General features: G+C 67.4%; 18 protein-coding genes, 1 tRNA gene and 1 pseudogene. 4 read left to right on the top strand and 16 right to left on the bottom strand.

The genetic code is table 11. The features are described 5' to 3' along the window. The gene (locus ACWETB_RS12800; RefSeq protein WP_452211452.1) at nt 1-1,038 is read left to right on the top strand and encodes a heme transporter; all 1,038 of its coding nucleotides are present in this window, start codon (nt 1-3) and stop codon (nt 1,036-1,038) included. Between the two features lie 495 nt (nt 1,039-1,533). After that, complete coding sequence (locus ACWETB_RS12795) at nt 1,534-3,108, top strand: aspartate:alanine exchanger family transporter (protein ID WP_452211450.1); 1,575 nt, start codon at nt 1,534-1,536, stop codon at nt 3,106-3,108. Between the two features lie 77 nt (nt 3,109-3,185). Here the strand turns inward: ACWETB_RS12795 and rho are convergent, their stop codons facing one another. From rho to argS, 6 genes are all read right to left on the bottom strand, one after another. Further along, nucleotides 3,186-5,141 (bottom strand): transcription termination factor Rho, encoded by a 1,956-nt coding sequence (rho, locus tag ACWETB_RS12790; protein WP_452211448.1) that lies wholly within the window; start codon nt 5,139-5,141, stop codon nt 3,186-3,188. A gap of 507 nt (nt 5,142-5,648) precedes the next feature. Continuing rightward, a complete protein-coding gene (gene thrB, locus ACWETB_RS12785; RefSeq protein WP_449744595.1) occupies nt 5,649-6,590 on the bottom strand; it encodes a homoserine kinase in 942 nt (313 codons plus the stop codon). A gap of 19 nt (nt 6,591-6,609) precedes the next feature. Then, nucleotides 6,610-7,704, bottom strand: a complete 1,095-nt coding sequence (gene thrC / locus ACWETB_RS12780) for a threonine synthase (protein ID WP_348808480.1) — start codon at nt 7,702-7,704, stop codon at nt 6,610-6,612. Continuing rightward, a complete protein-coding gene (locus tag ACWETB_RS12775; RefSeq protein WP_452211488.1) occupies nt 7,697-9,028 on the bottom strand; it encodes a homoserine dehydrogenase in 1,332 nt (443 codons plus the stop codon). The genes thrC and ACWETB_RS12775 overlap by 8 nt, the downstream gene beginning before the upstream one ends. A 27-nt stretch (nt 9,029-9,055) precedes the next feature. Beyond that, on the bottom strand, nt 9,056-10,474 hold the full coding sequence (gene lysA / locus ACWETB_RS12770) for a diaminopimelate decarboxylase (protein ID WP_449744566.1): 1,419 nt from the start codon (nt 10,472-10,474) through the stop codon (nt 9,056-9,058). Then, complete coding sequence (gene argS / locus ACWETB_RS12765) at nt 10,471-12,123, bottom strand: arginine--tRNA ligase (RefSeq protein WP_449744567.1); 1,653 nt, start codon at nt 12,121-12,123, stop codon at nt 10,471-10,473. Before argS ends, lysA begins: the two co-directional genes overlap by 4 nt. Nucleotides 12,124-12,279: 156 nt before the next feature. Here argS and ACWETB_RS12760 point away from each other — a divergent pair, with 156 nt between their 5' ends. After that, complete coding sequence (locus tag ACWETB_RS12760; protein ID WP_452211445.1) at nt 12,280-12,834, top strand: DUF4334 domain-containing protein; 555 nt, start codon at nt 12,280-12,282, stop codon at nt 12,832-12,834. Between the two features lie 119 nt (nt 12,835-12,953). Here the strand turns inward: ACWETB_RS12760 and ACWETB_RS12755 are convergent, their stop codons facing one another. The 6 genes and pseudogenes from ACWETB_RS12755 to ACWETB_RS12730 all read right to left on the bottom strand — a co-directional run. Then, the gene (locus tag ACWETB_RS12755; RefSeq protein WP_452211443.1) at nt 12,954-13,613 is read right to left on the bottom strand and encodes a class II glutamine amidotransferase; all 660 of its coding nucleotides are present in this window, start codon (nt 13,611-13,613) and stop codon (nt 12,954-12,956) included. Then, nucleotides 13,613-13,840 (bottom strand): hypothetical protein, encoded by a 228-nt coding sequence (locus tag ACWETB_RS12750; protein WP_452211441.1) that lies wholly within the window; start codon nt 13,838-13,840, stop codon nt 13,613-13,615. The genes ACWETB_RS12755 and ACWETB_RS12750 overlap by 1 nt, the downstream gene beginning before the upstream one ends. A 450-nt stretch (nt 13,841-14,290) precedes the next feature. Then, nucleotides 14,291-14,363: transfer RNA gene (locus ACWETB_RS12745), tRNA-Arg, on the bottom strand. 130 nt (nt 14,364-14,493) lie between these two features. After that, on the bottom strand, nt 14,494-15,426 hold the full coding sequence (locus tag ACWETB_RS12740; RefSeq protein ID WP_452211439.1) for an ABC transporter substrate-binding protein: 933 nt from the start codon (nt 15,424-15,426) through the stop codon (nt 14,494-14,496). A gap of 37 nt (nt 15,427-15,463) precedes the next feature. Continuing rightward, nucleotides 15,464-16,195 (bottom strand): hypothetical protein, encoded by a 732-nt coding sequence (locus ACWETB_RS12735; protein ID WP_452211437.1) that lies wholly within the window; start codon nt 16,193-16,195, stop codon nt 15,464-15,466. Between the two features lie 25 nt (nt 16,196-16,220). Next, nucleotides 16,221-16,664, bottom strand: a pseudogene (locus tag ACWETB_RS12730) (MFS transporter); the annotation flags it as partial. Nucleotides 16,665-16,803: 139 nt separating this feature from the next. Here ACWETB_RS12730 and ACWETB_RS12725 point away from each other — a divergent pair. Next, nucleotides 16,804-17,397 (top strand): TetR/AcrR family transcriptional regulator, encoded by a 594-nt coding sequence (locus ACWETB_RS12725; RefSeq protein WP_449744572.1) that lies wholly within the window; start codon nt 16,804-16,806, stop codon nt 17,395-17,397. An 11-nt stretch (nt 17,398-17,408) separates the two neighbouring features. Here the strand turns inward: ACWETB_RS12725 and ACWETB_RS12720 are convergent, their stop codons facing one another. The 4 genes from ACWETB_RS12720 to ACWETB_RS12705 form a co-directional block, all read right to left on the bottom strand. Continuing rightward, nucleotides 17,409-20,405 carry an AAA family ATPase gene (locus tag ACWETB_RS12720; RefSeq protein ID WP_452211435.1) on the bottom strand — a complete coding sequence of 999 codons (2,997 nt, stop codon included), beginning with the start codon at nt 20,403-20,405 and terminating at the stop codon, nt 17,409-17,411. Further along, on the bottom strand, nt 20,402-21,601 hold the full coding sequence (locus ACWETB_RS12715) for an exonuclease SbcCD subunit D (RefSeq protein WP_452211433.1): 1,200 nt from the start codon (nt 21,599-21,601) through the stop codon (nt 20,402-20,404). Before ACWETB_RS12715 ends, ACWETB_RS12720 begins: the two co-directional genes overlap by 4 nt. Nucleotides 21,602-21,707: 106 nt before the next feature. Further along, entirely contained in the window at nt 21,708-23,219 is a 1,512-nt protein-coding gene (locus ACWETB_RS12710; RefSeq protein ID WP_452211431.1) for an MFS transporter, read from the bottom strand. After that, nucleotides 23,216-23,887 (bottom strand): PadR family transcriptional regulator, encoded by a 672-nt coding sequence (locus ACWETB_RS12705; RefSeq protein WP_449744597.1) that lies wholly within the window; start codon nt 23,885-23,887, stop codon nt 23,216-23,218. The genes ACWETB_RS12710 and ACWETB_RS12705 overlap by 4 nt, the downstream gene beginning before the upstream one ends. Nucleotides 23,888-24,010 lie beyond the last annotated feature (123 nt).

Here is a 24,010-nt window from a genome sequence, read left to right as displayed (position 1 = left end):
ATGCCCGCCAACCCCGACGATGTGAACAACGCCGGCGTGCCCCGCCGCGTCGCCCGCCAAGCCGGTGATGCTCTCCCCCGCCCCTGCGGGCGTGACCCGCACTGCCGGTGTACGCCCGGGCAGTCGGTGACCAGCGACCTCGAAACCCTCTTGGCAACTCCGGGTTTCGGCGGAACACTGCTGAATGCCGAACCGCATGTGGTCACCTCGCAGCTGCCCCACCTCGATCAGGTGGTCGGGGTGACGGTGGCCGGGCCGGTGGTGATGAACGACGTCGGGGTGCACACCCCACCGGTCCTGCCGGGCGGACCGATCAAGTGCGACTCGTCGCGGATCACGTTGCGCCTCAACCCGGTACGCCTGGGATCGGCGCTGGTGTCCGAGCCGGCCGCCAACATCCCGCCGACGTTGCGTCTATTCGATGCCAACGGGAACACCTCTCACGCAACGTATCTGACCGAGCGCAGCGACCGGCTCGCCTTCGAGGCGATCGCATTGACCGGCGCCGATCCGGCGGTCACCCACGCCGCGGGCGGTCCGGATTCCTTCGACGAAGCGTGGGCGATCCCCGAGCCCGCATCGGCCAACGCCGACCAGATCGTCCAGTTCGACTCCATTCTGGCCGACGGCGGGCTAACTCGGCGTACCGAATTGCCCGGGCTCGCTGACTCCGGCGTCACCCGCGTCGAGGATCGCCGTGTGATCGGGGCACTGGAACACGCCGCGCTGCTCGGTATGCAGATGACGATGGTCACCGCAGCACCGGGATGTCTGCAGATGCGCCATGACCAGCTCGACGGTGCCCGCGAGCACCGGGGCCAGATGGTCATCGCTTCCGGTTCCTGTCGCGCGATGATCAATTTCGGGCTCGTCACCGAATGCTGGATCACCTGGTCCGACGGCGTCTGGGGACGCACCGGATCCATCGAACTGTACGACCGGCACGGTGGGTGCAGCATGATCCTGACCCAGACCGGACCCGTCCCCGCCCCGGCATTCGAGGCGTGGGATCACCTGCTGAACGATCTCGCGTCCTGAGCCGCACCTCTCGGATCGGGAAGTAGCGCCGCAAACCTTCCGACGTGTCTCGGTGCCATCTTGCTGGTCGAGACGGTTCGGAGGGTTGGCCGCCACATTGAGCTCCGTCGGAACGGCGGACACGGGCTCTGTGTCGGCGGAGCTCGGCGCGGCGGCGAGCGCCAGCGCCGCCCGGCTCGACCACCGAATCAGGGACTCAACCGGCGGGATAGAGGCGCGGTCGGCAAGGGGCGCGGTCGGCGGGTAGTAGGGCGTTGTCGGCCGGATGACGGTGCTCGACCAGCGGGTGAGGTGCTCGACCAATTGGGCGGGGTCGGGCCCGACGGCCGGTCGTCCGTGGCCGCCGTCACATAACCGGGTACTTCGTCCCGCGGTTGCCGCCTTGTCCGGCGAGTCCCGCGCAATGCGGCGATACTTTTCCTGATCGACGGGCCGTGCGATGACCTGCCTGTAGGGATGGACGCAGAGACGATCGCATATCGATGGGAGGCGGCGATGACCGCGGTGCTGGACCTGCTGGCCGACCAACCCCTGCTCTATCTCATGATCGTGATCGGTCTCGGGGTGGCGATCGGCCGGATCACCATCCGCGGTATCGGTCTGGGCCCGGCCGCGGTCCTCTTCTCGGCGATCGTGATCACCGCGTTCGCCAAGTCGATGGATGTCGACATCACGATCCCGGAGATCATCGGCAATCTCGGACTGATCCTGTTCGCGTTCACCACCGGGTTGATGGCCGGTCCGAACTTCTTCGCGTCCTTGCGCACGGCCTGGAAGCTGGTCGTCACGGTCACCGTGGTGATCGCCGCTGCCGCCGTCACCGTCGATCTGGTCGGGTCGGCTTTCAATATGTCGACTGCCTCCATCGCCGGTACCTTTGCCGGCGCGCTCACCAACACCCCCGCACTCGCCGCGGCCGGTGGTTCGGCGGAGGCGACCATCGGCTACGCCACGTCCTATATTTTCGGCGTGATCCTGATGCTGGTGATGGTTGCCATCGCCTTCCGCTACGGAAACCCCGACCCGGACACCCCGCCCGAGGTCGTCGACATCACCGTGCGACTCGAGAGCGACGATGTGACGATCACGGAACTGCGCGAGCGCCACGGGAATCGACTGACGTTCTCCCGTCTGGCGCACGACGCCGACGAGCCACCCGTCCCGATCACCGACGATCAGGTCCTGCACCCGGGTGACCTCATCACCGTGATCGGTCCACGCGCTGAGGTCGACGCACTGATCGACGAGATCGGCCACCGATCGATTCACGATCTGACCGTCGATCGCTCCAAACTCGATTTTCGGCGGATCACGATCTCCTCACCCGAGTTGGCCGGCCGCAAGGTTCGAGAACTGGACCTCGATTCCTTCGACGGTTCCATCACGCGCCTCCGCCGCGGCGATACCGACATGGTGGCCACCCCCGCCACCACGGTGCAGCTCGGCGACCGGGTCCGGGTGGTGGCGCCACCGGAGAACATGGCGAAGATCGCCCGGATGCTCGGCGACTCCTCCCGTGGTCTCACCGAACTCAACGCCGCCGCAATGGGTTTCGGAATCGCGCTCGGTCTGGCCGTCGGACTGATCCCGATACCCATCCCCGGACTGGGAACCTTGTCCCTCGGGGCCGCGGCCGGGTCCCTCATCGTCGGATTGATCCTGGGCCGAATCGGGCGGATCGGGCCCTTTGTCACCACGATGCCGATCACCTCCGCGCAGGTGATCACCGAGGTCGGTCTCCTGCTGTTTCTCGCCTACGCCGGGACACGCGCCGGATCACTCATCCTCGATGCGTTCACCAGCGGCGCCATCGTCGACATCCTGGTCACCGGCGCGATCACGTCGGCGGTGATGGCCGTCGGCATGTACGCGGCATGTCGCTTCATCCTCGGAGTCGGCCGGATCCGGCTCGCGGGCGTGCTGGCGGGCACCCAGACCAATCCGGCACACCTCGCTTTCGCAAACGCCCGGGGCGACGACGACCCGCGGATCGCTCTCGGCTACGCCCTCGTGTACCCGGCGGCAATGGTCGTCAAAATCCTGCTGGCACAAGTTCTCTCGACCTTGTGACCAGAACACGACAACGGCCCCACCACCGCGAACGGTGATGGGGCCGTGATGAGATCGGCATCGATCAAACTGGTCGCTCAGTCGTCCTTCATCGCGCCGGGCGCATTGGATTGCACCTGCATCAAGAATTCGATGTTCGTCTTGGTCTTCTTGAGCTGACTGATCAGCAGATCGATGGCCTGCTGCGAATCCAGTCCACTGAGGACGCGGCGCAGCTTGTGCACGACCGAGAATTCCTCGGGCGACATCAGCAGCTCATCCTTGCGGGTGCTGGACTGGTTGACGTCCACCGCCGGGAACACGCGCCGATCGGCGATCTTGCGATCGAGCTTGAGCTCCGCGTTTCCGGTGCCCTTGAACTCCTCGAAGATCACCGTGTCACCGGTCGACCCGGTCTCGACGAGTGCCGAGGCGATGATCGTCAGCGATCCGCCGTTCTCGATGTTGCGGGCGGCACCCAGGAAACGCTTCGGCGGATACAGCGCGGTCGAGTCGACACCACCGGAGAGGATGCGACCGGAGGCCGGGGACGCGTTGTTGTATGCGCGGCCCAGTCGGGTGATGGAGTCCAGGAGGACGACGACGTCCTTGCCTGCCTCGACGAGGCGCTTGGCACGTTCGATGGCCAGCTCGGCGACGGACGTGTGGTCTGACGGCGGACGGTCGAACGTCGACGCGATGACCTCACCCTTCACCGACCGTTGCATGTCGGTGACCTCTTCCGGGCGCTCGTCGACGAGCACGACCATCAGGTGGCATTCGGGGTTGTTGGTGGTGATCGCGTTGGCGATGTCCTGCAGGATCGTCGTCTTGCCGGCCTTCGGCGGCGACACGATCAGTGCGCGCTGCCCCTTGCCGATCGGCATGATGAGATCGATCACGCGGGTGTCGAGCCGTTCCTGCGAAGTCTCCAGTCGCAGTCGCTGATTCGGGTAGAGCGGCGTCAGCTTGCCGAACTCCGGGCGCTTCTTCGCCAACTCGACCTCGCCACCGTTGACGGTGTCCAGGCGGACCAGCGGATTGAACTTCTGACGCTGATTGGGCTGCTCACCCTCGCGCGGCACCTTGACCGCACCGGTGATCGCGTCGCCGCGTCGCAACCCGTTCTTACGCACCAGATTCATCGAGACATAAACGTCATTCGACCCGGCGAGGTAACCCGACGTCCGCACGAATGCATAGTTGTCGAGGACGTCGAGGATGCCGGCGACGGGCTGCAAGACGTCATCGTCGGAGACCTGCGGCTCGTTGTTGTTGCCACCCTCGGCGCGGTCGCGCCCACGACGACGCTCGCGGAAACGGCGCCCTCGGCGTCGTCCACCCTGCTCGTCATCATCGCGGTTGTTGTCGCGGTTCTGGCCGCTGGCGCCGCCCTGATTGTTGCCGCCCTGGTTGGCCCCGCCCTGGTTGCCACCATCGCGGTTTTGGTTGTTGCCACCCTGGTTGTCGCGGTTACCGCCCTGGTTGTCGCGATTCTGGTTGGACTCGCGAGCGGCGCCGTTGCGGTTGCGGTTCCGGTTGCGCGGGTTGCCGCCCTGCGACGCCTCGTCTGCCGAGGCGGCGTCGCGGCGGTCGCCCTCGGCGGGTTCCGAGTCGCCACGCCGGGAATCGGATTCCGTCTTGGTCGCCGATTCCGTCTTGGTCGCCGATTCTGCGGCTGCCTGTGCGGCGGGCGCTTCCGACGCGGCATCCGCATCGGCCGTCTTGGTGCGCCCGCGACCGCGGCTGCCGGTCGTCGCCGGGGCCGACTCGGTGGTGATGGCCATCTGCTCGGGACCCGACGCCTTGGTGTCGGCCGATTTCGGCGATCCACCGGCTTGCCGTTCCTTGATCGCGGCGATCAGGTCGCCCTTACGCATGCCGGACGTTCCCTTGATGCCCAGTTCGCCCGCGAGCGCGCGCAATTCGCTGAGAACCATGCCCGACAGTCCGGTGCGCGCAGCTCGGGCTCGGGTCTTCGGTGCAGAACTCGCCACCTCCCCCGCATCGGAATCAGCGGGAGCAGGTGCGGTGATCAGGTCCGTATCGGTCACGGATGTCCTTTCGTACCCCGGCAGATCATTGCTGCTCGGGGCTGTAATTCACCTGTGGTCCCCGGATATGCCGAGGTCTGCCAGGCATTCTCGCCCTCGGTGGGCGAGTCAAAGATTGTGGTCGTGCTGCGAGCGTCACTCCTGCGCTGTGTCACACGAACGCTGCGTCATCCAAACGTGTCCGTCATCCAGACGGTTCCGTCCGGGTGGCGGAACGCCACAGTGTCGGCGTGAGTACGGCGCGATGCTTTCGTGGGGTGTTATCGGTGAACCGGTGATCCGACGGAGACCGGGCGACCGGTTCGACATCTCATATCGAACGAGCGAATCGAAATGCACCCCGAAAACATGGCTGAACGAGCCGTCGCGGCTAGACGACCATATGATAACGCGTTGTTCCACATCGAGCAACATGCCCGCACGCGATTGTGTTCCCCATCCCAGAACTCCATATGAACTCGGCGGTTGGCTTGATGCGATGCTTCGCAGCACCCCAGGCCACGTTCGTCAGCCTATCTCGACTCCACCCGCGATCTCGACGGCGCGCGGGACGAATCCCAATTCCTCACCGAGTTCGCGGTCATCGGCCGGCAGCGGCCCGGTTCCGAGGACCAGGACGCTCGGGCCCGCTCCGGAGACGGTGGCCGCGTGTCCTCGCGCCCGCAGACCGGTCACGAGCTCGGCTGTGGGCCCCATCGCCTCGGCCCGGTACGGCTGATGCAGCCGGTCATCGGTCGCCGCGAGCAGACAACTCGGGTCGCTGGTCAGTGCGACGACGGCCAGCGCGGCACGGCTGAGATTGTGCACGGCGTCGACGCGGCGCACGGCGTCGGGCAGCAGCCCTCGCGCAAAGGCGGTCGACGACTCCGTCGACGGAACGAACACCGTGGCACCGATATCGGGATGCACGCGCAGTCGACGCGCCTGGTATCGGGCCATGCCATCGGTCATCTCGGTCCAGGTGACCACGGCCGAGCCGAGGACGCTGGCCGCGGCGTTGTCCGGATGCCCCTCGAACTCACTCGACAGCTGCACCAGTTCATCGGCGCTCAACGCGTCGGCCGCCCCCGACGCCGCCAACAGTCCCGATGCGGCCGCGAGACCGGATACGGCGGCCGATGCCGACGAACCGAGTCCCCGGGAGTGCGGAATCACGTTGACGCAGCGGACATGCAGTCCGGCAGCAGAGAACCCGGCATGCGCCAGTCCGCCGAGAATGGCACGGACGACCAGATGATTGGCGTCCAGTGGCACCTCTGCGGAACCCTCCCCGACCACCTCGACGGTCAGACCTGACGACGTGGTCTCGACCGTCACCTCGTCGTGCAGACCGAGGGCGATGCCGAGGCAGTCGAACCCGGGACCGAGATTCGCACTCGACGCCGGCACACGCACGCGCGTCGAAATACCTTCGGGCAGTTGACGATAGACCGTATCCGGGGTGACCATTCGCGGTGCCGCCGAGGCCTCAGGCCACGCCGAGTGCATGAGCCACCGCCACCGGGTCGACCTCGATCGCCTCGACCTCCGGCATCCCCGACAACGCGGTGTCCGGATCCTTGAGGCCGTTACCGGTGACCGTGCACACCACGGTCTCCCCGGGGGTGATCCAGCCGTCGGCGTGGGCCGCGAGCAGTCCGGCGACACTGGCGGCCGATGCCGGCTCGACGAAGACGCCTTCGCGCCCGGCGACCAATCTGTACGCCTCGAGCAGCTTCTCGTCGGTCGCCGCACGGAACTGTCCGCCGGATTCCTCCTTGGCCGCCACCGCCTGATGCCAGCTGGCCGGATTACCGATCCGGATCGCCGTGGCAATGGTCTCCGGGTCGGCCACCGGCGCACCGTTGACCAAAGGAGCCGCGCCCGCGGCCTGGACGCCGAGCATCCGGGGCCGCGAGGTGGAGATGCCGTCGGCGTAGTACTCCGAGTAGCCCTTCCAATAGGCGGTGATGTTGCCGGCGTTGCCGACCGGCAGTGCGTGGACGTCGGGTGCCCGGCCGAGAACGTCGACGATCTCGAACGCCGCGGTCTTCTGACCCTCGATGCGGGCCGGGTTCACCGAGTTGACCAGCTCGATCTCGGGGAACTCCGCGGTCGCCTTACGCGCCAGTTCCAGACAGTCGTCGAAGTTGCCCTGGACCTGAATGATCTTGGCGCCGTGCATGACCGCCTGGGCGAGCTTGCCCATTGCGATCTTGCCCTCGGGGATCAGCACCGCGCAGGTGATCCCTGCGCGGGTGGCGTAGGCGGCCGCCGAGGCCGACGTGTTGCCCGTCGACGCGCACAGCACCGCGGTCTTGCCGTTGTTGACCGCGTTGGACACGGCCATTGTCATGCCGCGGTCCTTGAACGAGCCGGTCGGGTTGAGGCCCTCGACCTTCAGGTACACCTCGCAGCCGGTCAGTTCGGACAGATGCGGCGCGGAGATCAGCGGGGTGGCTCCTTCGAGCAGGGTCACCACCTTCCAGTCGTCGGCGACGGGGAGCCGCGAGCGATAGGCCTCGATGAGTCCGGGCCAGCCCGCATGCACCGGCGCGGGTCGGGTTGAGGGGGCGTCAGTCATCGGTACCTTCCAATCGCAGAACGCTCGACACCTTGATCACTTCATCCATGTCTTCCAGTGCCGCAACACATTCCGACTGCGCACGGTCCGGGGCGCGGTGGGTCACCACGATCAGCCGGGCGTCCTCACCCGCGCCTTCCTGACGCACGGCGGCCAGGCTCACCGATCGCTTGGAGAACTCTCCGGCGATCTGCGCGAGGACGCCGGGCCGGTCGGCGACCTTCATGGAGACGTAGTAGCGCGTGGGCACCTCGTCAATGGTGGCGATCGGCAACGACGCGTAGGTCGATTCCAGCGGACCGCGCCCGCCGTGCACCTTGTTGCGCGCCGCCATCACCAGGTCACCGAGGACGGCCGAGGCGGTCGGGGAACCGCCGGCGCCCTGCCCGTAGAACATCAACCGGCCCGCGTTCTCGGCCTCGACCACGACGGCGTTGAAGGCGCCGTTGACACTGGCCAGCGGATGCGACAGCGGAATCAGCGCCGGGTAGACGCGCGCCGAAACCCGTTGTGTCCCATCAGCATCGCGCAAGCGCTCGCAGATCGACAGCAGCTTGATGGTGCAGTCGAACTTGCGTGCGGCAACCAGGTCGGCGGGGGTGACCGCGGTGATGCCCTCGCGGTACACGTCGGCGGCCGTGACACGGGTGTGGAAGGCGATGGAGGCCAGGATCGCCGCCTTGGCGGCGGCGTCGTACCCTTCGACGTCGGCGGTCGGATCAGCTTCGGCGTAGCCCAATCGCGACGCCTCGGCGAGGGTTTCGGCGTAATCGGCACCGGTCTCGGCCATCGCCGAGAGGATGAAGTTGGTGGTGCCGTTGACGATTCCGGCGACGCGGTCGACGGAATCGCCGGCCAGCGACTGGGTCAGCGGCCGGATCACCGGGATCGCGCCGGCGACCGCGGCCTCGAAGTACAGGTCAACCTTGGCTTTGGCTGCGGCCTCGGCCAGTTCACCGGTGTACTCGGCCAGCAGCGCCTTGTTGGCGGTCACCACCGACTTGCCGCTCTCCAGTGCCCGGCGGATCACACCGCGCGCCGGGTCGATCCCACCCATCAGTTCCACGACGACGTCGACATCGTCGCGGGTGACCAGGGATTCCGGGTCGTCGGTCAGCAGTGACTGATCGATCTTGCGCGACTTGGTCATGTCGCGGACCGCGACTCCGCGCAGTCCGAGTCGCGCGCCCACGCGAGCACGCAGGTCGGCGGCACTCTCGTCGAGAATCCGCACGACCTCGGTGCCCACATTGCCCATGCCGAGGACCGCAACTCCGATGCTGCGGTCGCCGGCAGAATCGTCACCCCCGGTGTGGTCTGTCACGGCAGGGTTGCCTGAATTCGCACTCACCTAGGTCACCTCCAGCCTCAGGAAATCGTCAATGGTCTCACGTCGCAGAATCACCCGCGCCTGTCCTCCGGCGACACCGACCACGGCCGGCCGGGTCACCATGTTGTAGCGCGAGGACATCGAGTAGCAGTACGCACCGGTGGCGGCGACGGCGATGAGGTCACCGGGCGCCAGATCCTCCGGCAGCCAACAGTCCTTGATCACGATATCGCCGCTCTCACAGTGCTTTCCGACGACGCGACTGACCACCGCGGGAGCGTCGGAAACTCGCGACACCAGGCGCACATCGTATTCGGCCTGATACAGCACGGTGCGGATATTGTCGCTCATGCCGCCGTCCACCGACACGTAGCGGCGGATGGCGCCACCGCCGAGTTCGACGTCCTTGATGGTGCCGACCTCGTACAGCGTGATGGTGCCGGGGCCGGCGATGGCGCGACCCGGTTCGACGGCGATGGTCGGCATCGGCAGCCCGACGGCGGCCGACTCACGCTTGACGATCTCGGCCAGCGTCTCCGCCACCGCGTTGACGGGCAATGGACGGTCTTCGGGGATGTAGGAAATACCCAGTCCCCCACCGAGATCCACGATGGACATCTGCGAGGTCTTCTCGACTCCGAATTCGGCGACCACGTCATGGAGCAGTCCGAGCACCCGGTGTGCGGCGAGTTCGAAGCCGTCCATGTCGAAGATCTGCGAACCGATGTGACTGTGCAGGCCCACCAGACGCAGGTTGTCGGTGGCGAACACGCGACGCACCGCGTCCATCGCCACGCCCCCGGCCAGGGCGAAACCGAACTTCTGGTCCTCGTGCGCGGTCGCGATGAATTCGTGGGTGTGGGCCTCGACTCCGACGGTGACGCGGATCAGCACGTCGGCCACGAGTCCACGCTCACCGGCGAGCACGTCGAGTCGTTCGATCTCGGTCATCGAGTCGACGACGATGTGTCCGACACCGGCCTCGAGGGCGTCCGTGAGTTCGGTCGAGCTCTTGTTGTTGCCGTGGAAGGCGATTCGTTCGGCCGGGAACCCCGCGCGCAGCGCGATGGCCAGCTCGCCGCCGGAGCAAACGTCGATGGACAGTCCCTGCTGATCGACCCACCGCGCGATCTCGGTGCACAGGAACGCCTTTGACGCGTAGTGCACCCGGCCGTACGGGCCGAAGGCGTCGATCATGTCGGCGCAGCGGGACCGGAAGTCGGACTCGTCGATGACGAACAGCGGGGTGCCGAAGGTCTCGGCGAGTTCGGTGACCCCGACACCGGCGATGGCCAGTTCCCCGGTTTCGTCGCGAGCGGCGTTGCGCGGCCACACCTGTGCGGGGATCTCGGCGAGCGCGGTCGGATCGTTGGGTTTCTGCGCCAGATGCGGCGCAGCGAGCAGTTCGGCGTGCCGGGGGCCGGCGGGATGGGCGTTCACATGCGCTCCGGTGCGTTGACTCCGACGAGCTCGAGCCCGTTGGCGAGGACCTGGCGGCTCGCCGCACACAGCGCCAGCCGGGCGCGGTGGATGTCACCGGCCTCCTCGTCACCCTGGGGCAGCACCCGGCAGTGCGCGTAGAAGCGGTGATAGGTACCGGCGAGCGCCTCGAGGTAGCGGCAGATACGGTGCGGTTCCCGCAGCGTCGCGGCGGTGGCCACGACCTCGTCGAAGTCGCCGAGCGTCCGGATCAGGTCCCCCTCCTCCGCGGTGTCGAGCAGGTCGAGGTGATCGAGATCGGGGGCCAATCCCAGCTCCGCGGCGTTGCGCGACAGCGCCGAGAGCCGCGCGTGGGCGTACTGCACGTAGTACACCGGGTTGTCGTTGGACTGTTTGGCCAGCAGATCGAGGTCGATGTCGATGTTGACGTCGATCGACGACCGGATCAGCGCGTAGCGCGCGGCGTCCACGCCGACGGCGTCGACGAGGTCGTCGAGGGTGATCACCGTGCCGGCGCGCTTGCTCATCCGGACCGGCTTGCCGTCGCGGACGAGGTTGACCATCTGCCCGATGAGGACCTCGACGGTGTCCGGGTCGTCGCCGAGCGACGCCGCGGCGGCCTTGAGCCGCTTGATGTAGCCGTGGTGGTCGGCGCCGAGCATGTAGATGCACAGGTTGAAGCCGCGGTTGCGCTTGTCGCGGTAGTAGGCGATGTCGCCGGCGATGTAGGCGGCCTCGCCGTCGCTCTTGATGACGACGCGGTCCTTGTCGTCGCCGTACTTCTCGGTGTGCAGCCACCACGCACCGTCGGCCTCGTACAGGTTGCCGTTGGCCTTGAGTTCGGCGATGCACTCGTCGACGAGGCCCGTCTCGAACATCTTGTTCTCGTGGGTGAACACGTCGAAGTCGGTACCGAAGTCGTGCAGGCTCGTCTTGATGTGGTCGAACATCAGCGCCACGCCCTCGGCGCGGAAGGTCTCGACCCGCTCATCGGCCGGCTGCTCGAGCACGCCGGGGACCTTGGCGACGACCTGCCGGGCGATATCGACGATGTACTCGCCCGCGTAGCCGTCCTCCGGGGTGGGTTCGCCGAGGGCCGCGGCCTCCAGTGATCGCGCGAAACGATCGATCTGAGCGCCATGGTCGTTGAAGTAGTACTCCCGGGTGACCTGGGCGCCACGCGCGGCCAGCACCCGGCCGAGCGCGTCACCGACGGCGGCCCAGCGCGTGCCGCCGAGATGGATGGGCCCGGTCGGGTTGGCGGAGACGAATTCGAGGTTGATCACCTTGTCGGCGATCTCCTCGCCCCGACCGTAGCCGCCGCCCTGCTCGAGCACGGCGGCCACGACGGTGTTCTGCGCGGCCGCACCCAGCCAGATGTTGACGAAGCCCGGGCCCGCGACCTCGGCCTTGTCGATTCCGTCGGTGGCGGCGAAGGCGTCGGCCAGCCAACCGGCGAGCTCCCGCGGAGCGACGCCGAGTTTCTTGCCGAGCCGAAGTGCGACGTTGGTCGAGTAGTCACCGTGATCGGCATGGCGTGGTCGCTCCACCACGACGGAGTCGGGCACGACGGATACGTCGAGGCCATGGTCGGCCACGACGGCGCGGGTGACAGAGCTGAGCAACGCAGCAAGATCGGCGGGAGTCACAGGTCACCATCCTATTGGCCGCCCCATTCCGCGCGGCATCGGGGACGGCTTCGCCCCGCCCGGCGGTCGGCGCCGGTCATCGAAGTGATGCGCGCGTCACAGCACAGGATGGAACGTTATGCGGTTTTCGTCTCATCGCAGAGTAGGGTTGCGCACATGCGTGCGAGCGACGTCCTCACCTCCGTTCCGACCACCACCGACGACGCATTGGCGATCTTCGATGCTGCCGAACCCGTCGAGACCGATGCGATGATCGGCACCTGGCATGGCGCCGAACTGCCCACCGACCACCCGATGGACGGCCTGCTCGCCGCCAGCGGGTGGTGGGGTAAGCAGTTCGTCGACGCCGAGACGGTGCATCCACTGTTGTTTCCTACGCGCGACGGCTCCGCACTCTGGGCGATGAACCCGATCCTGGCGTTCGGTGGCACCGATCTCGCCCGGATGGCACCGGGGGTGAAGAAGGCTTCGTTCGTCACGCCGATCGCGGCGACCCGACGACTGTGGCAGACCGGGAGATCGCGAGCGCGACTGCGCACCACGCGGTATCGCGGCGTCGACACCGCGACGATGCAGTACGACCAGTTGCCCATCAACGACGTCTTCCGCCGGATCTCCGACGACGCGGTGATCGGAGCGATGGACCTCAAGGGGTCGCCGACGCCGTACTTCTTCGTGCTGCAACGCGACGAGCACTTACGGTTGGCCTAGTCGCGGTTGGCCTGGCCGCCATTGGCCTGGCCGCGGTTGATCTGGTCGCGGTTGATCTGGTAGCGATCGACATCGACAAACGTTGTCCCGGAATCGATCTCAGGGGCGCACGCGATGCGTCAGTCGTGCGGCATGACGCTCGGCCGGAAGTCCTCGATCACCACGTCCTCACCGGCCCGGACGGTCACGATCGACCACTCGGGGATCTCGACCCAATGGGTGTCGCGATACTCGAGTTCCAGTGGCTCCGACACGATGATCCGTCCGTCGGCGGGCAGTTCGATAGGGCCGTTGCCGTCGCCCGCGGACAGTCTCATCTGACCCTGCGAGTGGTACAGCGTGCGGGATTGGCGGTTGCTCGAATAGCGCACGGCATAGATCTCCGTACCGTTGGAGGCACAGATGGTCGCGTTGAACGGCACGTCGACATCGTGATCGGCGCGGGCCTGCTCGACCCGACCCACCAGCTTCGCGAGCGCACCCTTCGGATCGGTGTCGAGCCCGTACGTCAGCGCCAGATAGAAGCACAGTTCGGTGTCGGCGTTGCCCTCGATGAGCGGGTAGAGCTCGGGCGCGACGTCGAAGGTCAGATCTCGTTTGAGCGTGGAGAACTGCCCGATCTCTCCGTTGTACTGAAAGAGCCAGCGCCCGTGCTGGAACGGATGGCAGTTGACGCGGTCGATGGTCCCGCCGAGAGCGGCACGGACGTGGGCCAGGAACATCGGGGACGAGATCTGTTCGGACAGCCGCTGCAGGTTGTGATCACTCCAAGCCGGCATCAGGTCGCGAAACGGCCCGGAAAACTACGGTCGCCGTACCAGCCGAAGCCGAACCCGTCGCCGTTGGTGGGCCACGCGTGGTTGCGGAACATGGTGGCCGTCGGCGACCCTGGCAGCAGGTACAGCTGCCGGGCCTCGAAGCTCTGGTCAACCAGCGAGTGCGAAGGTCGCGTGAGCAGATCCTCGAGGTGGATGGGGGAACCACAGTAGGCGAGCCAACGGCACATGAATGCAACGCTAGTCCTGAATCAAGGGTTCGGCGCGCGGCCGTGAGCCCCTGGACGAGACCCAGCCGGGGCGCCAATTCACCGAGCCATCCCCGACAGTTGCGTGATGAATCGCAGCCGCGGGCCGGCGCCGCACGCGCAGTCAGGAAGATTCTCTGCGCGATGTCACCAAAGTCCTGGCCGGCGCACCTTCGTCATCGTAAGTCCAAGTGAAGATCTTGTGCAGATTTTCGTTCCTAGAAGCACTTTCGGACGGGGAAAATCCTAGGAGCTCTGTTCGGTCCTAAGACCTCTGTTCGGACAGTGTGCGCCCGCGTAAATCTCTTTCAATCCACACAGTGGGCGCACACCGCCCGGAGGGCGGCAAGGATGTCAGTGTGCGCCCGCGTAAATCTCTTTCAATCCACACAGTGGGCGCACACCGCCCGGAGGGCGGCAAAAATGTCACTGTGCCCCCGGTAGGATTCGAACCTACGGCCTTCTGCTCCGGAGGCAGACGCTCTATCCCCTGAGCTACGGGGGCTCATCGGGCGGTGATCAGAGTAACCCATGCCGAACCGTGAACCCAATCCGGCTGGTCGTCGTGTCGCGGGTCCGGTGGTGTGGTTGCCGCCGGACTGCCTTCGGCCGGCGTGGGGCCGCATCGACGACGTTCAGGTCGGCAGCACGTCGTCGAGGTGGCGCAGGAGAACCGGGATCGACGACGCGTCCGGGATGTTGAAGGCGTTGAGCAGCGGGAGATCCGCTTCGAGGGTGGGCGATGTCGGCGGGCGACCGGCGGTGAAGGCGCGCACCGTTGCCGACGTCGCGGTCGTCGACCCCATGATCAGCAGGTAGGCGGAGTCAAGGACTCGGGCATTCTCGGCCGAGAGTACCGTCCGCAGGCCGGTGGCACCGGGTATGTCGACGAGATGAAGTCCTAGTGCCCCAAGGAATTTGGCCGTCGAGGCATCCGGGCTGCTGGTCACGGCGAGTTGACCTCCGCCGCCCGCCACGCCGATGGCGAATGACTTGCCCGCCGCGTCCGGGTGCGCGGCGGCCGTGGCACGGATCTGGTTGTCGAGCGAGTCACGCACTGGACCGACGTCGCGCCCGAGCGCCGTACCGGCGGTGGCGAGATCCCGTTCCCACGAACCCGATCGGGTGCCGACACCCGAATCGTCTCCGACCACGATGGGGGCGAGTTCGGCAAGGCGGTCATTGATCGCACGGGTCACCAACCAGGTCGGGGCGACGATGAGATCGGGTCGCAGTGCGGCGATCCGGGCGATGTCCAGTTCACCGGTGAGCCGGACCGCCGAGTCCGGCAACGTGTTCTGCAGCCACGGCGCCGCGGCCATCGTCGACGCAGGTCCGTCGGTCCGGTAGCCCACCACGGGGGCACCGACGGCGAGCATGGTGCCGAGCCAGTCGGCCGACAGCGCGACCACTCGATGGATCGATCCGGTGATCGTGACGGGCCCGTATGCGGAGCTCACCACGCGTGGGCGCGCCTTACTCGAGTCTGCCGATTGCGACGGCGCGGCGCAGGCCCCGATCAGCGCAGCGAACACCGCGACGACGATCGCGGCTCGCCATCGGAGCATCCTGCGACCTGTAACCAGCTGCACGACAGAACTTTTGCTATAGGGCATCTGCCGTCCTTTCGACGAGGGGACCGGCGATCACGCCGGCAGTGGCGATCAGACCGACGGTGATCGCGACACTGAATACCAGGAGTGTGTCCGCAATGGTGCAGTGCTGCAGCGCAAGTCCGAGTCCGATGACCGGAACCGACAGTCCCGCATAGCCCGTGAGGTAGAAGACCGCCAGTGTCTCGCCCAACCGATCCGGCTCGGCCACCGACAACACCGCCGAGAACGACGCACGAAACAGCAGACACCCACCGGCGCCGACCACTGCCGCCCCGACGAAGAACACCACCGGTCCGGCTTGCGGCGCCAGTACGTCGACGAGCACGACGATCAGCCCGGCAGGGACCAGAGCCGCACCGGTGAACGTCGTTTGTCGGGTGGACCACGAGGTGGTGGCGATCATCGTGATCGCGCCGCTTCCGAAGACCACCAGCAGCGCGAAGCCGGCGAGCAGGGGCGATGGGCGATGCAGGGTCTGCGACAGGACGGTACCGGACAGTCCGACGAACATCCCCAGCGAGCTGAAGGCCAGGACGACCCCCACCAGTGCACCGACGAAGCGCCGGCGACCCCGGCGTGGAGCCGCAAGCATGCGCAGCCGGTAGTCCCGGAGCCGGAACGGGCTGCGCCGAGTGGTTTCCGGCGCCACCGCGACCATCAGTGCCGCCGCGGACAACAGCACGAGGAACACCGCGTAGGGCGCCACGAGCGGTGACGTCATCACCGTCGCGGGCGACGAACGCACCGGCGCCGAGTCCGATCACGTTCGCGGTGGCGGCCAGGAGTTGCGCGCGGTGCCGGAGATGCGCGGGGCGATGTGCGGCATGCAATTCGGTGATGTAGGCCGTTCCGGCCGCAGCGGTCAACCCCACCGCCAGTCCGCTGAGCACTCGTGCGCAATAGAGGCCCGGAGCCTGCGGAAACACCATGAACACCACGCCGAGAATCGCCAGGAGGACCGATGACAGCAGAAACCACCTGCGCCCCAACGTATCCGACAGATGTCCGACGAGGTAGAGGGCCGTGATCACCCCCACCGCATACACCGCGTAGATCAGGGTGATCGCCAGCGGGGAGAGTCCGTCGCGCTCGCCGTAGGTCCGGTAGAGGGGACTCGGCGCGGTGGAGAACGCGATCACCACACAGAAGGTGAACGCCACGGACCAGTAGCCGCGGCGGTAGCGCGACATCTCGGCGGGCGAGCAGGCGGCAGGGCACATGAGGCGACGCTAACACATTTAGTGACCACCGGTCACTAAATGTGGGCCGAGGTGCCGGGGCCCGCACCGAGCGGTCGGGGGATCACGCACCATGGCCTAGCCTGGGTGAGTGAGAACCGCACCTCGCACCCCATCGTCGGCCGGCCCGGGCCCCCGGGGACGGCCGCCTCAGCTCAGCCAGGAGATGATCGTGGCCGAGGCGATGCGCCACGACATCCGCACCATGTCGCTGCGAACCCTGGCTCAGGCACTGGGCGTGAGCCACTCCGCGCTCTATCGGTGGGTCGGCGGAACCGACGAGTTGATCGCGCTGATCAGCCGCACCGTGATCGAACGGGTGCTACCCACCGACTCCCCCACCGCCGACACGTGGGAACCGTGGCTGCGCGGTATCGCCGTGGCAATGCACGACGAGTTCCTGGCCGTACCCGGTTTCGCCTCCCGCACCGCGGGCCCCCACGACCATCGGCCCGAGGTCATGAATGATCTGAGGGAGGCCATCATCGCCGGGTTCCGGGCGGCCGGCGCCGAACCCGAGTCGGCGCAGCACAGCGCCTACATCTTTGCCGTCGGCATCGTGGGCTGGCTCGGCGCGCTGGAACGTGACCTCGAATTCGGCTCCCCGGCACCGTCTTACGAGATCTTCCTGGAGTGGCTGTTGGCCGGCCTACCGGTTGGTGGTCACCACACGACGTCGGACTGACGACCGGCCGGTCACCCACCCACCGCAGGCACCGCCATACCCTCCATTCGCACACGCGACCCGTTCTCCCCGCGGATCACGTGCAGCTGGACCGGGATACGGGCCCGCAGTTCCTCGACGTGGGACACCACCCCGACGACGCGTCCGCCCGAACGCAACTCGTCGAGCACGCCCATGACAAGGTCGAGGGCCTCGGGATCGAGGGTGCCGAATCCCTCGTCAATGAACAGGGTGTCCAGTACGCGACCGCCGGCCTCGGCAGAGACCACGTCGGCGAGACCGAGGGCCAGCGCAAGGGAGGCGAAGAAGGTCTCACCGCCGGACAGCGTCGTCGTCGCCCGGACTGCGCCGGTGTACTCGTCGCGCACCTCGATACCCAGACCGCCGCGGCGTCCACGCGGCCCGGCCGCATCACTGTGAGCGAACTCGTAACGCCCCGAGGACATCTGACGTAGCCGCGCCGAGGCCGCGACAAGCACCTCTTCCAGCCGGGCGGCCAGCACATACGAGCGCAACGCCATCCGGCGCGAGTTCTGTCCGCGACCGGCGACGAGTTCGGCCAGGCCGCGCAACTCCTCGTGGCGTTCACGCAACGGCGCGAGACCATCGGCGGCCGACCAGAACTGTGCCACATACTCTTTCAGAATCGTGTGGCGTCGGGTGGCGACGGCATGTTCCCGCGCGGCGGCTTCCCGGACCTCCTCCGCCACCCGCAGATCCGCGCTGAGGGCGTCGACGTCGACCGAATCGGCGGTGAGCGCGGCGGCGACATCGGGTTCGGCGAGGGTGGCCTCCGCGGCGGCCCGCAGTGCGGCCGCGCGTGTCAGAAGCATCTCCCACTGGGTGATCTGATCGTCGGTCGCGAGTGCGGCACGCATGGCCGCGGCGTCCTCGAATCCTGCTGCGACGCAGCGCTCCCCCAGTCGTTGGGCGATGTCGTCGTGGCGGCCCGCGGCGTCGATGCCGACGCGTCGCGCATCGCGCAGCGAGGTGGCCCGGCGGATCAGCTCATCCAGTTCGGCCAATCGTTCGGTGATCCCACCGCGCCCACCCGTGGCCTCGAGAACCTCGGCGTCCAACGCCGTCAGGGTCTCACGCAGCGACGTCGCCTTCTGCCGGTCGGCTGAGCGGGTCGACTCGCACTCCCCCAGTTCCCGCCGCCACGCGTCGGTCTCGGCCTCGATCGCATCGAGGGCATGCTCCAACTCGGGAATGCGCGCGAGGGAACGATCGGCATCGGCGAGTGCGGCGACGCTGCGGGCGAGGTCGTCGTCGATCTGACCCCGCGACATCTCACCGAGGGTGTCGTCGAGGACGGCGAGCCGTTGCGCGATCGCCGCATGACGCACCTGCGCGGCGTCCCGATGCGTGGCCGCATCCTGTTCGGCGGCACGTGCGTCCGCCTCATCGGCGTCCGAGACCGACGTGCCGTCGATGGCCACCGTCGGTTCGGGATGATCGGCGGATCCACACACCGTGCAGGGTTGTCCGTCGACAAGTTGGGCAGCGAGTTCGGCCGCCATCCCGTCGAGCCGACGCCGACGCAGGTCGACGAGGTGCTCGGCCGCGCTCACCTGTTTCTCCCGCGCGTCGAGGAGTGTCCGCTCGGCCGTCCGGGCGGACGCGCGCTGCTTCTCGCGTTCCTCCCACGCCACGACCAGTTTCGTCAGGCGTTCGTGCTCGGTACGCAAGCCGGGCACCTGCACCCGCACCGCGGTGGCGGCGGTCAGCGAGTTCGCGGCCCGACGACGCCGCTCCGGGGCGTGCTCCAACAGCTCCGACAGTTCTCCCATTCGCTTGCCGCACTGTGTGATCCGCGTGTCCACGGCGTCGATGTCGGCGATCAGGCCAGGCCGCTCCCCGATTCGGCGCGCCAGCGGTTGCCAGCGTCCCGATTCCGCGGTCCACCGGCCGGTGGCTTCTTCGAGGGCGTCGGGGTCGATCGAGTTCGCCTCACGCCCGGCACACCACGCGGCGGCCTCGTCCAGTTCGACGAAGCGGCCGGCGGCGCGGTCGACTCCCCGATCAGCCTGGCGCCGTCGGGTGATCGCACGATCGAGATCATCGGCGATCGGACCCAGCGGCGCGGCGCGGCGCGCGGCGGCCAATGCGGTGTTGGCAGCGGAGAATTCGGCCTCACCCCGGTCCAGTTGCCCGAGTTGGGACCGCGCCTCGCCGCCGCGGCGCCGCAGGTCGGCGATGCGGACACCGGCGTCGTACGCCGCACGCGCCTGATCGGCGGCCGCCTGCGCCGCGGTCAGCACCGTGGCGGACCGCGAATCGTCCTGCGCGGCAGCCTCAAGGCATGCCTGCGCCCACTCGTCATCGGGTTCGGCCGGGGCGTCACCGCCGCCGACCGCGACGATCTGCCCGGCCAGCCGGTCCAGCGCCGCGGTGCGCTCGCCGAGATCGGCCTCGCTCTCCCGCGCCCGCTCACGCAGCCACTCCTCGAGGTCACCGAAGCGCGCCGTGTCGAAGACGCGCTCCAGCAACGTCTCCCGTTCATCCGGGTTGGCGCGCAGGAACCGGGCGAAATCACCCTGCGGCAGCAGCACCACCTGGAAGAACTGCTCGGCACTCATACCCAGCACCCCGATCACCGCATCACCGATGTCGGGGATGCGGGTCAAGGCGGGACCGGAGCCATCCACCCAGACCAGCGACGCCCGGGCGTTGATCTTGCGGGTGCCCTCGCCGGTCTTCTTCGGTCGATGGAACTCCGGTGAGCGGATGATCCGCAGGCGCCGCCCACCGATGGTCGCCTCGAGTTCGACCTCCGGGACCACATCGGGCGCGGCGTGATCGGAGTGCAGCCGCTTGGCATCGTTGCGCGCCCCCGGCACCCTACCGAAGAGCGCGAAGGCCACCGCGTCGAGAATGGTGGACTTACCGGCACCGGTCTGGCCGTGCAGCAGGAACAGCCCGTCGGCCGCGAGTGCGTCGACGTCGATGACCGTCTCGTCGGCGAACGGACCGAACGCCCGCATCCGCAGGTGATGGATTCTCATGCCGACTCCGCCACCTCGGGTAGCGCGAACAATGCCCACTCACCGTCGCCGGCGATCTCCGATTCCGGTTCGCCGACAACGGCTCTGAGCGCACGCTCGATGATCCTGCGTTCACCCGCGCTCGGCGCATCCCGCACGTCGGTGACGAAGGAGGTGACGATGTCGGCATCGGAGCGTCCGTGCACCCGCGACCGGTAATCGACGCCGCCGCCACTGTGTGGCCGGTCCCAGCTCACGTGCACCGCGTAGGGGAAACGCTCCCGCAGCCGGCGCATGGCGTCGACCGGGCGCAGTGCGTCGGTCAGGGTGGCCTCCACGTAATGACCCTCCGAGTCGGCCAACGACCCGTCGGCCAGCAGGTCGTCGAGAGTGCCACGCACCGAACTCAATCCGCGGACGATCGGGAGCTCGTGGGCACGCACCTCGGTGAGGCCATCGGCGTCGAGGTCGACGATCCACACCGACTTGCGGTGGGTGCGTTCACCGAACGAGTACGCCAACGGCGAGCCGCTGTAGCGGACCCCCGGAGTCAACGTCTGCGGCGAATGCAGGTGTCCGAGTGCGACGTAGTCGACCCCGGAGAAGGTCTGCACGGCAACCGTTTCCACCCCACCGACGCTGATCGACCGTTCCGACCCGGTCGCGGCGCCACCGACGACGAAGGCGTGTGCGGCGACCACCGAGCGCACCCCATCCCGATCGGCGACGTCTGCGCGGATGCGGCCCATCGCCGCGTCGAGTACCTGCTGATGGGAGCGGACGTCGCCGACACCGAGTTCGGTTCGCGCGGTGTCGGGTTCGAGGTACGGGATGCCGTAGAAGGCCACCGGGCCGTGCGCGTCGCCGATGATCACCGGGTCGGTGATCGCGGCGATGGTGGTCCGCAGGTGCAACCCGCCGGCGGCGGCGAACGACGACCCCGCGCCGAGGCGGGTGGGCGAATCGTGGTTGCCCGAGGTCACCACGATCTGCGCGCCGGCCGCCGAGATCAGCCCCAGCCCTTCGTCATAGACGGCCACCGCGTCTGCCGAGGGCACCGACCGGTCGTACACGTCACCGGCGACCACCACCACGTCCACTGACTCGTCGGCCACGACGGCGGCGAGATCGGCCAGCGCGCGGCGCTGGTCGGCGAGCAACTCGACGCCGTGGAAGGTACGGCCGAGATGCCAGTCGGAGGTGTGGAGGATTCGCATGTCCAACACCGTACGATCGCCGACCGACAGAAACGGGGAGGGCGCGGGTGCGTGGCGTCACCGCCGCGCCTCCGCGCCCCGCCGATTCCGCGCTTCACCTGCGGATTCAGGCCGCGCCGGCGCTCTCCACCTCGCCCTTGGCGACGGCCGCCCGCTGCGTCGCGCCGACGGCCTGATGGCCGGGACGCTTGAGGAACAGGGTCGCGATCACACCGATCAGCAACACCCCGGCGGGCAGGTAGAGCGATTGCCCCATCGCGGTGGCGAACGGCTCACGGATCATCGCCGGGAGCTGGGAGACCGCATTGGAATGCTCGCTGGTGTCCACGCCGGGCAGTTCCGCTGCCAACCGGGTCTGCATGATCGCGCCGACGGCGGCCGATCCGATGACCGAACCGATCATCCGGGTGGTGTTGTACACCCCGGCACCGGCACCGGCCTGCTGCCACGGGAGGTTACGGGTCGCGGTGGCGGCCAGCGGCGCCCAGATTCCGGCCGAGGCGATACCCATCAGCGCCAGCGGGATCACCAACTCCCACACCGGGGTGGCCGGGCGGGCGATCATGCCCGCCCAACCGACGGCGACGGCCTGCAACAGCAGCGCCGAGGAGATGATGACGCTGGGATGCACCCGATCCAGAATCCGCCCGACGATGGGCGCCAGGATTCCGGTGAGCACGGCCATCGGCACCATCATCACCGCCGCCCGTGTCGGCGACATCCCCCCGACGAGCTGCAGGAAGAACATCATCGGGATCATCAACCCGGAGATCGCGAAACCCATCGAGGCGATGCCGATGTTGGACAGCGAGAAGTTGCGGTCGGTGAACAGCGACAGCGGCACCAGCGGTTCGGTCTTGATGCGCGACTGCCAGTAGATGAAGAGTGCGAGCATGACCAGTCCGCCGACGATCAACGCCCAGATCCACCCCGCCCACTCGTACTTCTCGCCGTCCTGGATACCGAAGACCAAGGCGGACAAGCCGACTCCGGAGAGCACCACGCCGATCCAGTCGAAGCTGTGATCGTGGGTCTCCACCGACGGAACCAGCGTGGCAGCGAGGATCAGGCCCGCGATACCGACCGGCAGATTGACGAAGAAGATCCACTCCCACCCGAGACTGTCGGTCAGGATGCCACCGAGCAGCGGTCCGACCAACGTGGCCACACCGGCGACGGTGCCCCAGACGCCCATCGCCGCGCCGCGCTTCTCCGGCGGGAAGATCCGGGTGATCAGGGCCATCGTCTGCGGGGTGATGAGCGCGGCGCCGATACCCTGCAAGGCCCGCGCCGCGATCAGCTCACCGATCGAACCGGCGAAACCACACCAGACACTCGCGATGGTGAAGACCACCAGACCCGCCTGATAGACGAGTTTGGGGCCGAACTTGTCGCCGAGACGTCCGGTGACCAGCAGTGGCACGGCATAAGTGAGCAGGTAGGCGCTGGTGACCCAGACGATCCCGTTGACGTCGGTGTCGAGGGCGACCTGGATCTGCGGTTGCGCGACGGCGACGATCGTCATGTCCACGAGGATCATGAAGAAGCCGACGCACAACGCCATCAAGGCGAGCCACGGTCGGGTGGTCACCGCCGTCGGGGTCGTGGGTGTACTCATCGGGTGGACTCTTTCTCTGTGGTGGACTTCGCTGCGGTGGACTTTGCTGCGGTGGACTTTGCTGCGGTGGACTTTGCTGCGGTGGACGGCGCACTCGGCGCCGCAGCCGGATAGGTGAATCCGGGGTCGTCGAGCCAATCGACCCGGCCGTCCCGCAGCCGGTCGAGAAGCTCTGCGAGCCAATCGATCTGGGCTCGCATCGTGGCGATGCGGCAGCCCGCATCGAGGAAGAACATCTCGGGGGTGCCCTTGGCGTGGGCCTCATCGGTCGCCGTGGTGATGTCGAGGAGATCGGCGCGCATCGCCTCCAGCCGGGTGGTCAACAGCTCGATGACGCGGCGTCGCGGGAGTCCGTGCGCCTCGGCGAGCGCCAGGTAGAGCTCGGGGTACTCGTCGGGATGACGCCCCAGGATCTCTTCCAGGTTGGCCTCGAGTGCGGCCCGTCCGGCATCGGTGATCGCATACACCGTCCGCTCCGGCCGGTTGCCCTCCCGTCGCACCTCGTGCACAGCGATCAGCTCGTCGGCGGCCAGCCGGTCGACCGCGTGGTAGAGGGTCCCGGGACGGAACTTCACCAGCCGGTCCTCGCGACGACAGATCGTGGTCTGCACCATCTCGTACGGGTGCATCGGCTTCTCGGCCAGCAGACCGAGAGCAAGGACCGCCATGGACGACAGCGTCGGTGGCGTTGCGCTGCCCTGCTGACGTCCCGTCACGAACCGACCCTTCACCCGAACCAATTATTCCAGTTGGAATATACATTCCGGAGTGATCAGAACCAAGACCCCGAA

This window comes from Gordonia sp. NPDC003950, from assembly GCF_053605205.1.
Note: the sequence above shows the minus strand (reverse complement) of the source record. Positions and strands in the feature narration are given on the sequence as shown.

Bases quoted from the DNA above. Each gene is read 5' to 3' on its own strand.
- ACWETB_RS12800 (WP_452211452.1), top strand. From the start codon at position 1: ATGCCCGCCAACCCCGACGATGTGAACAACGCCGGCGTGCCCCGCCGC.
- ACWETB_RS12795 (WP_452211450.1), top strand. From the start codon at position 1,534: ATGACCGCGGTGCTGGACCTGCTGGCCGACCAACCCCTGCTCTATCTC.
- ACWETB_RS12750 (WP_452211441.1), bottom strand. From the start codon at position 13,840: ATGTGCCGTTGGCTCGCCTACTGTGGTTCCCCCATCCACCTCGAGGAT.
- ACWETB_RS12715 (WP_452211433.1), bottom strand. From the start codon at position 21,601: ATGCGAATCCTCCACACCTCCGACTGGCATCTCGGCCGTACCTTCCAC.
- ACWETB_RS12755 (WP_452211443.1), bottom strand. From the start codon at position 13,613: ATGCCGGCTTGGAGTGATCACAACCTGCAGCGGCTGTCCGAACAGATC.
- ACWETB_RS12720 (WP_452211435.1), bottom strand. From the start codon at position 20,405: ATGAGAATCCATCACCTGCGGATGCGGGCGTTCGGTCCGTTCGCCGAC.
- ACWETB_RS12740 (WP_452211439.1), bottom strand. From the start codon at position 15,426: ATGCTCCGATGGCGAGCCGCGATCGTCGTCGCGGTGTTCGCTGCGCTG.
- ACWETB_RS12760 (WP_452211445.1), top strand. From the start codon at position 12,280: ATGCGTGCGAGCGACGTCCTCACCTCCGTTCCGACCACCACCGACGAC.
- thrC (WP_348808480.1), bottom strand. From the start codon at position 7,704: ATGACTGACGCCCCCTCAACCCGACCCGCGCCGGTGCATGCGGGCTGG.
- ACWETB_RS12735 (WP_452211437.1), bottom strand. From the start codon at position 16,195: ATGACGTCACCGCTCGTGGCGCCCTACGCGGTGTTCCTCGTGCTGTTG.
- ACWETB_RS12710 (WP_452211431.1), bottom strand. From the start codon at position 23,219: ATGAGTACACCCACGACCCCGACGGCGGTGACCACCCGACCGTGGCTC.
- thrB (WP_449744595.1), bottom strand. From the start codon at position 6,590: ATGGTCACCCCGGATACGGTCTATCGTCAACTGCCCGAAGGTATTTCG.
- ACWETB_RS12705 (WP_449744597.1), bottom strand. From the start codon at position 23,887: ATGGCGGTCCTTGCTCTCGGTCTGCTGGCCGAGAAGCCGATGCACCCG.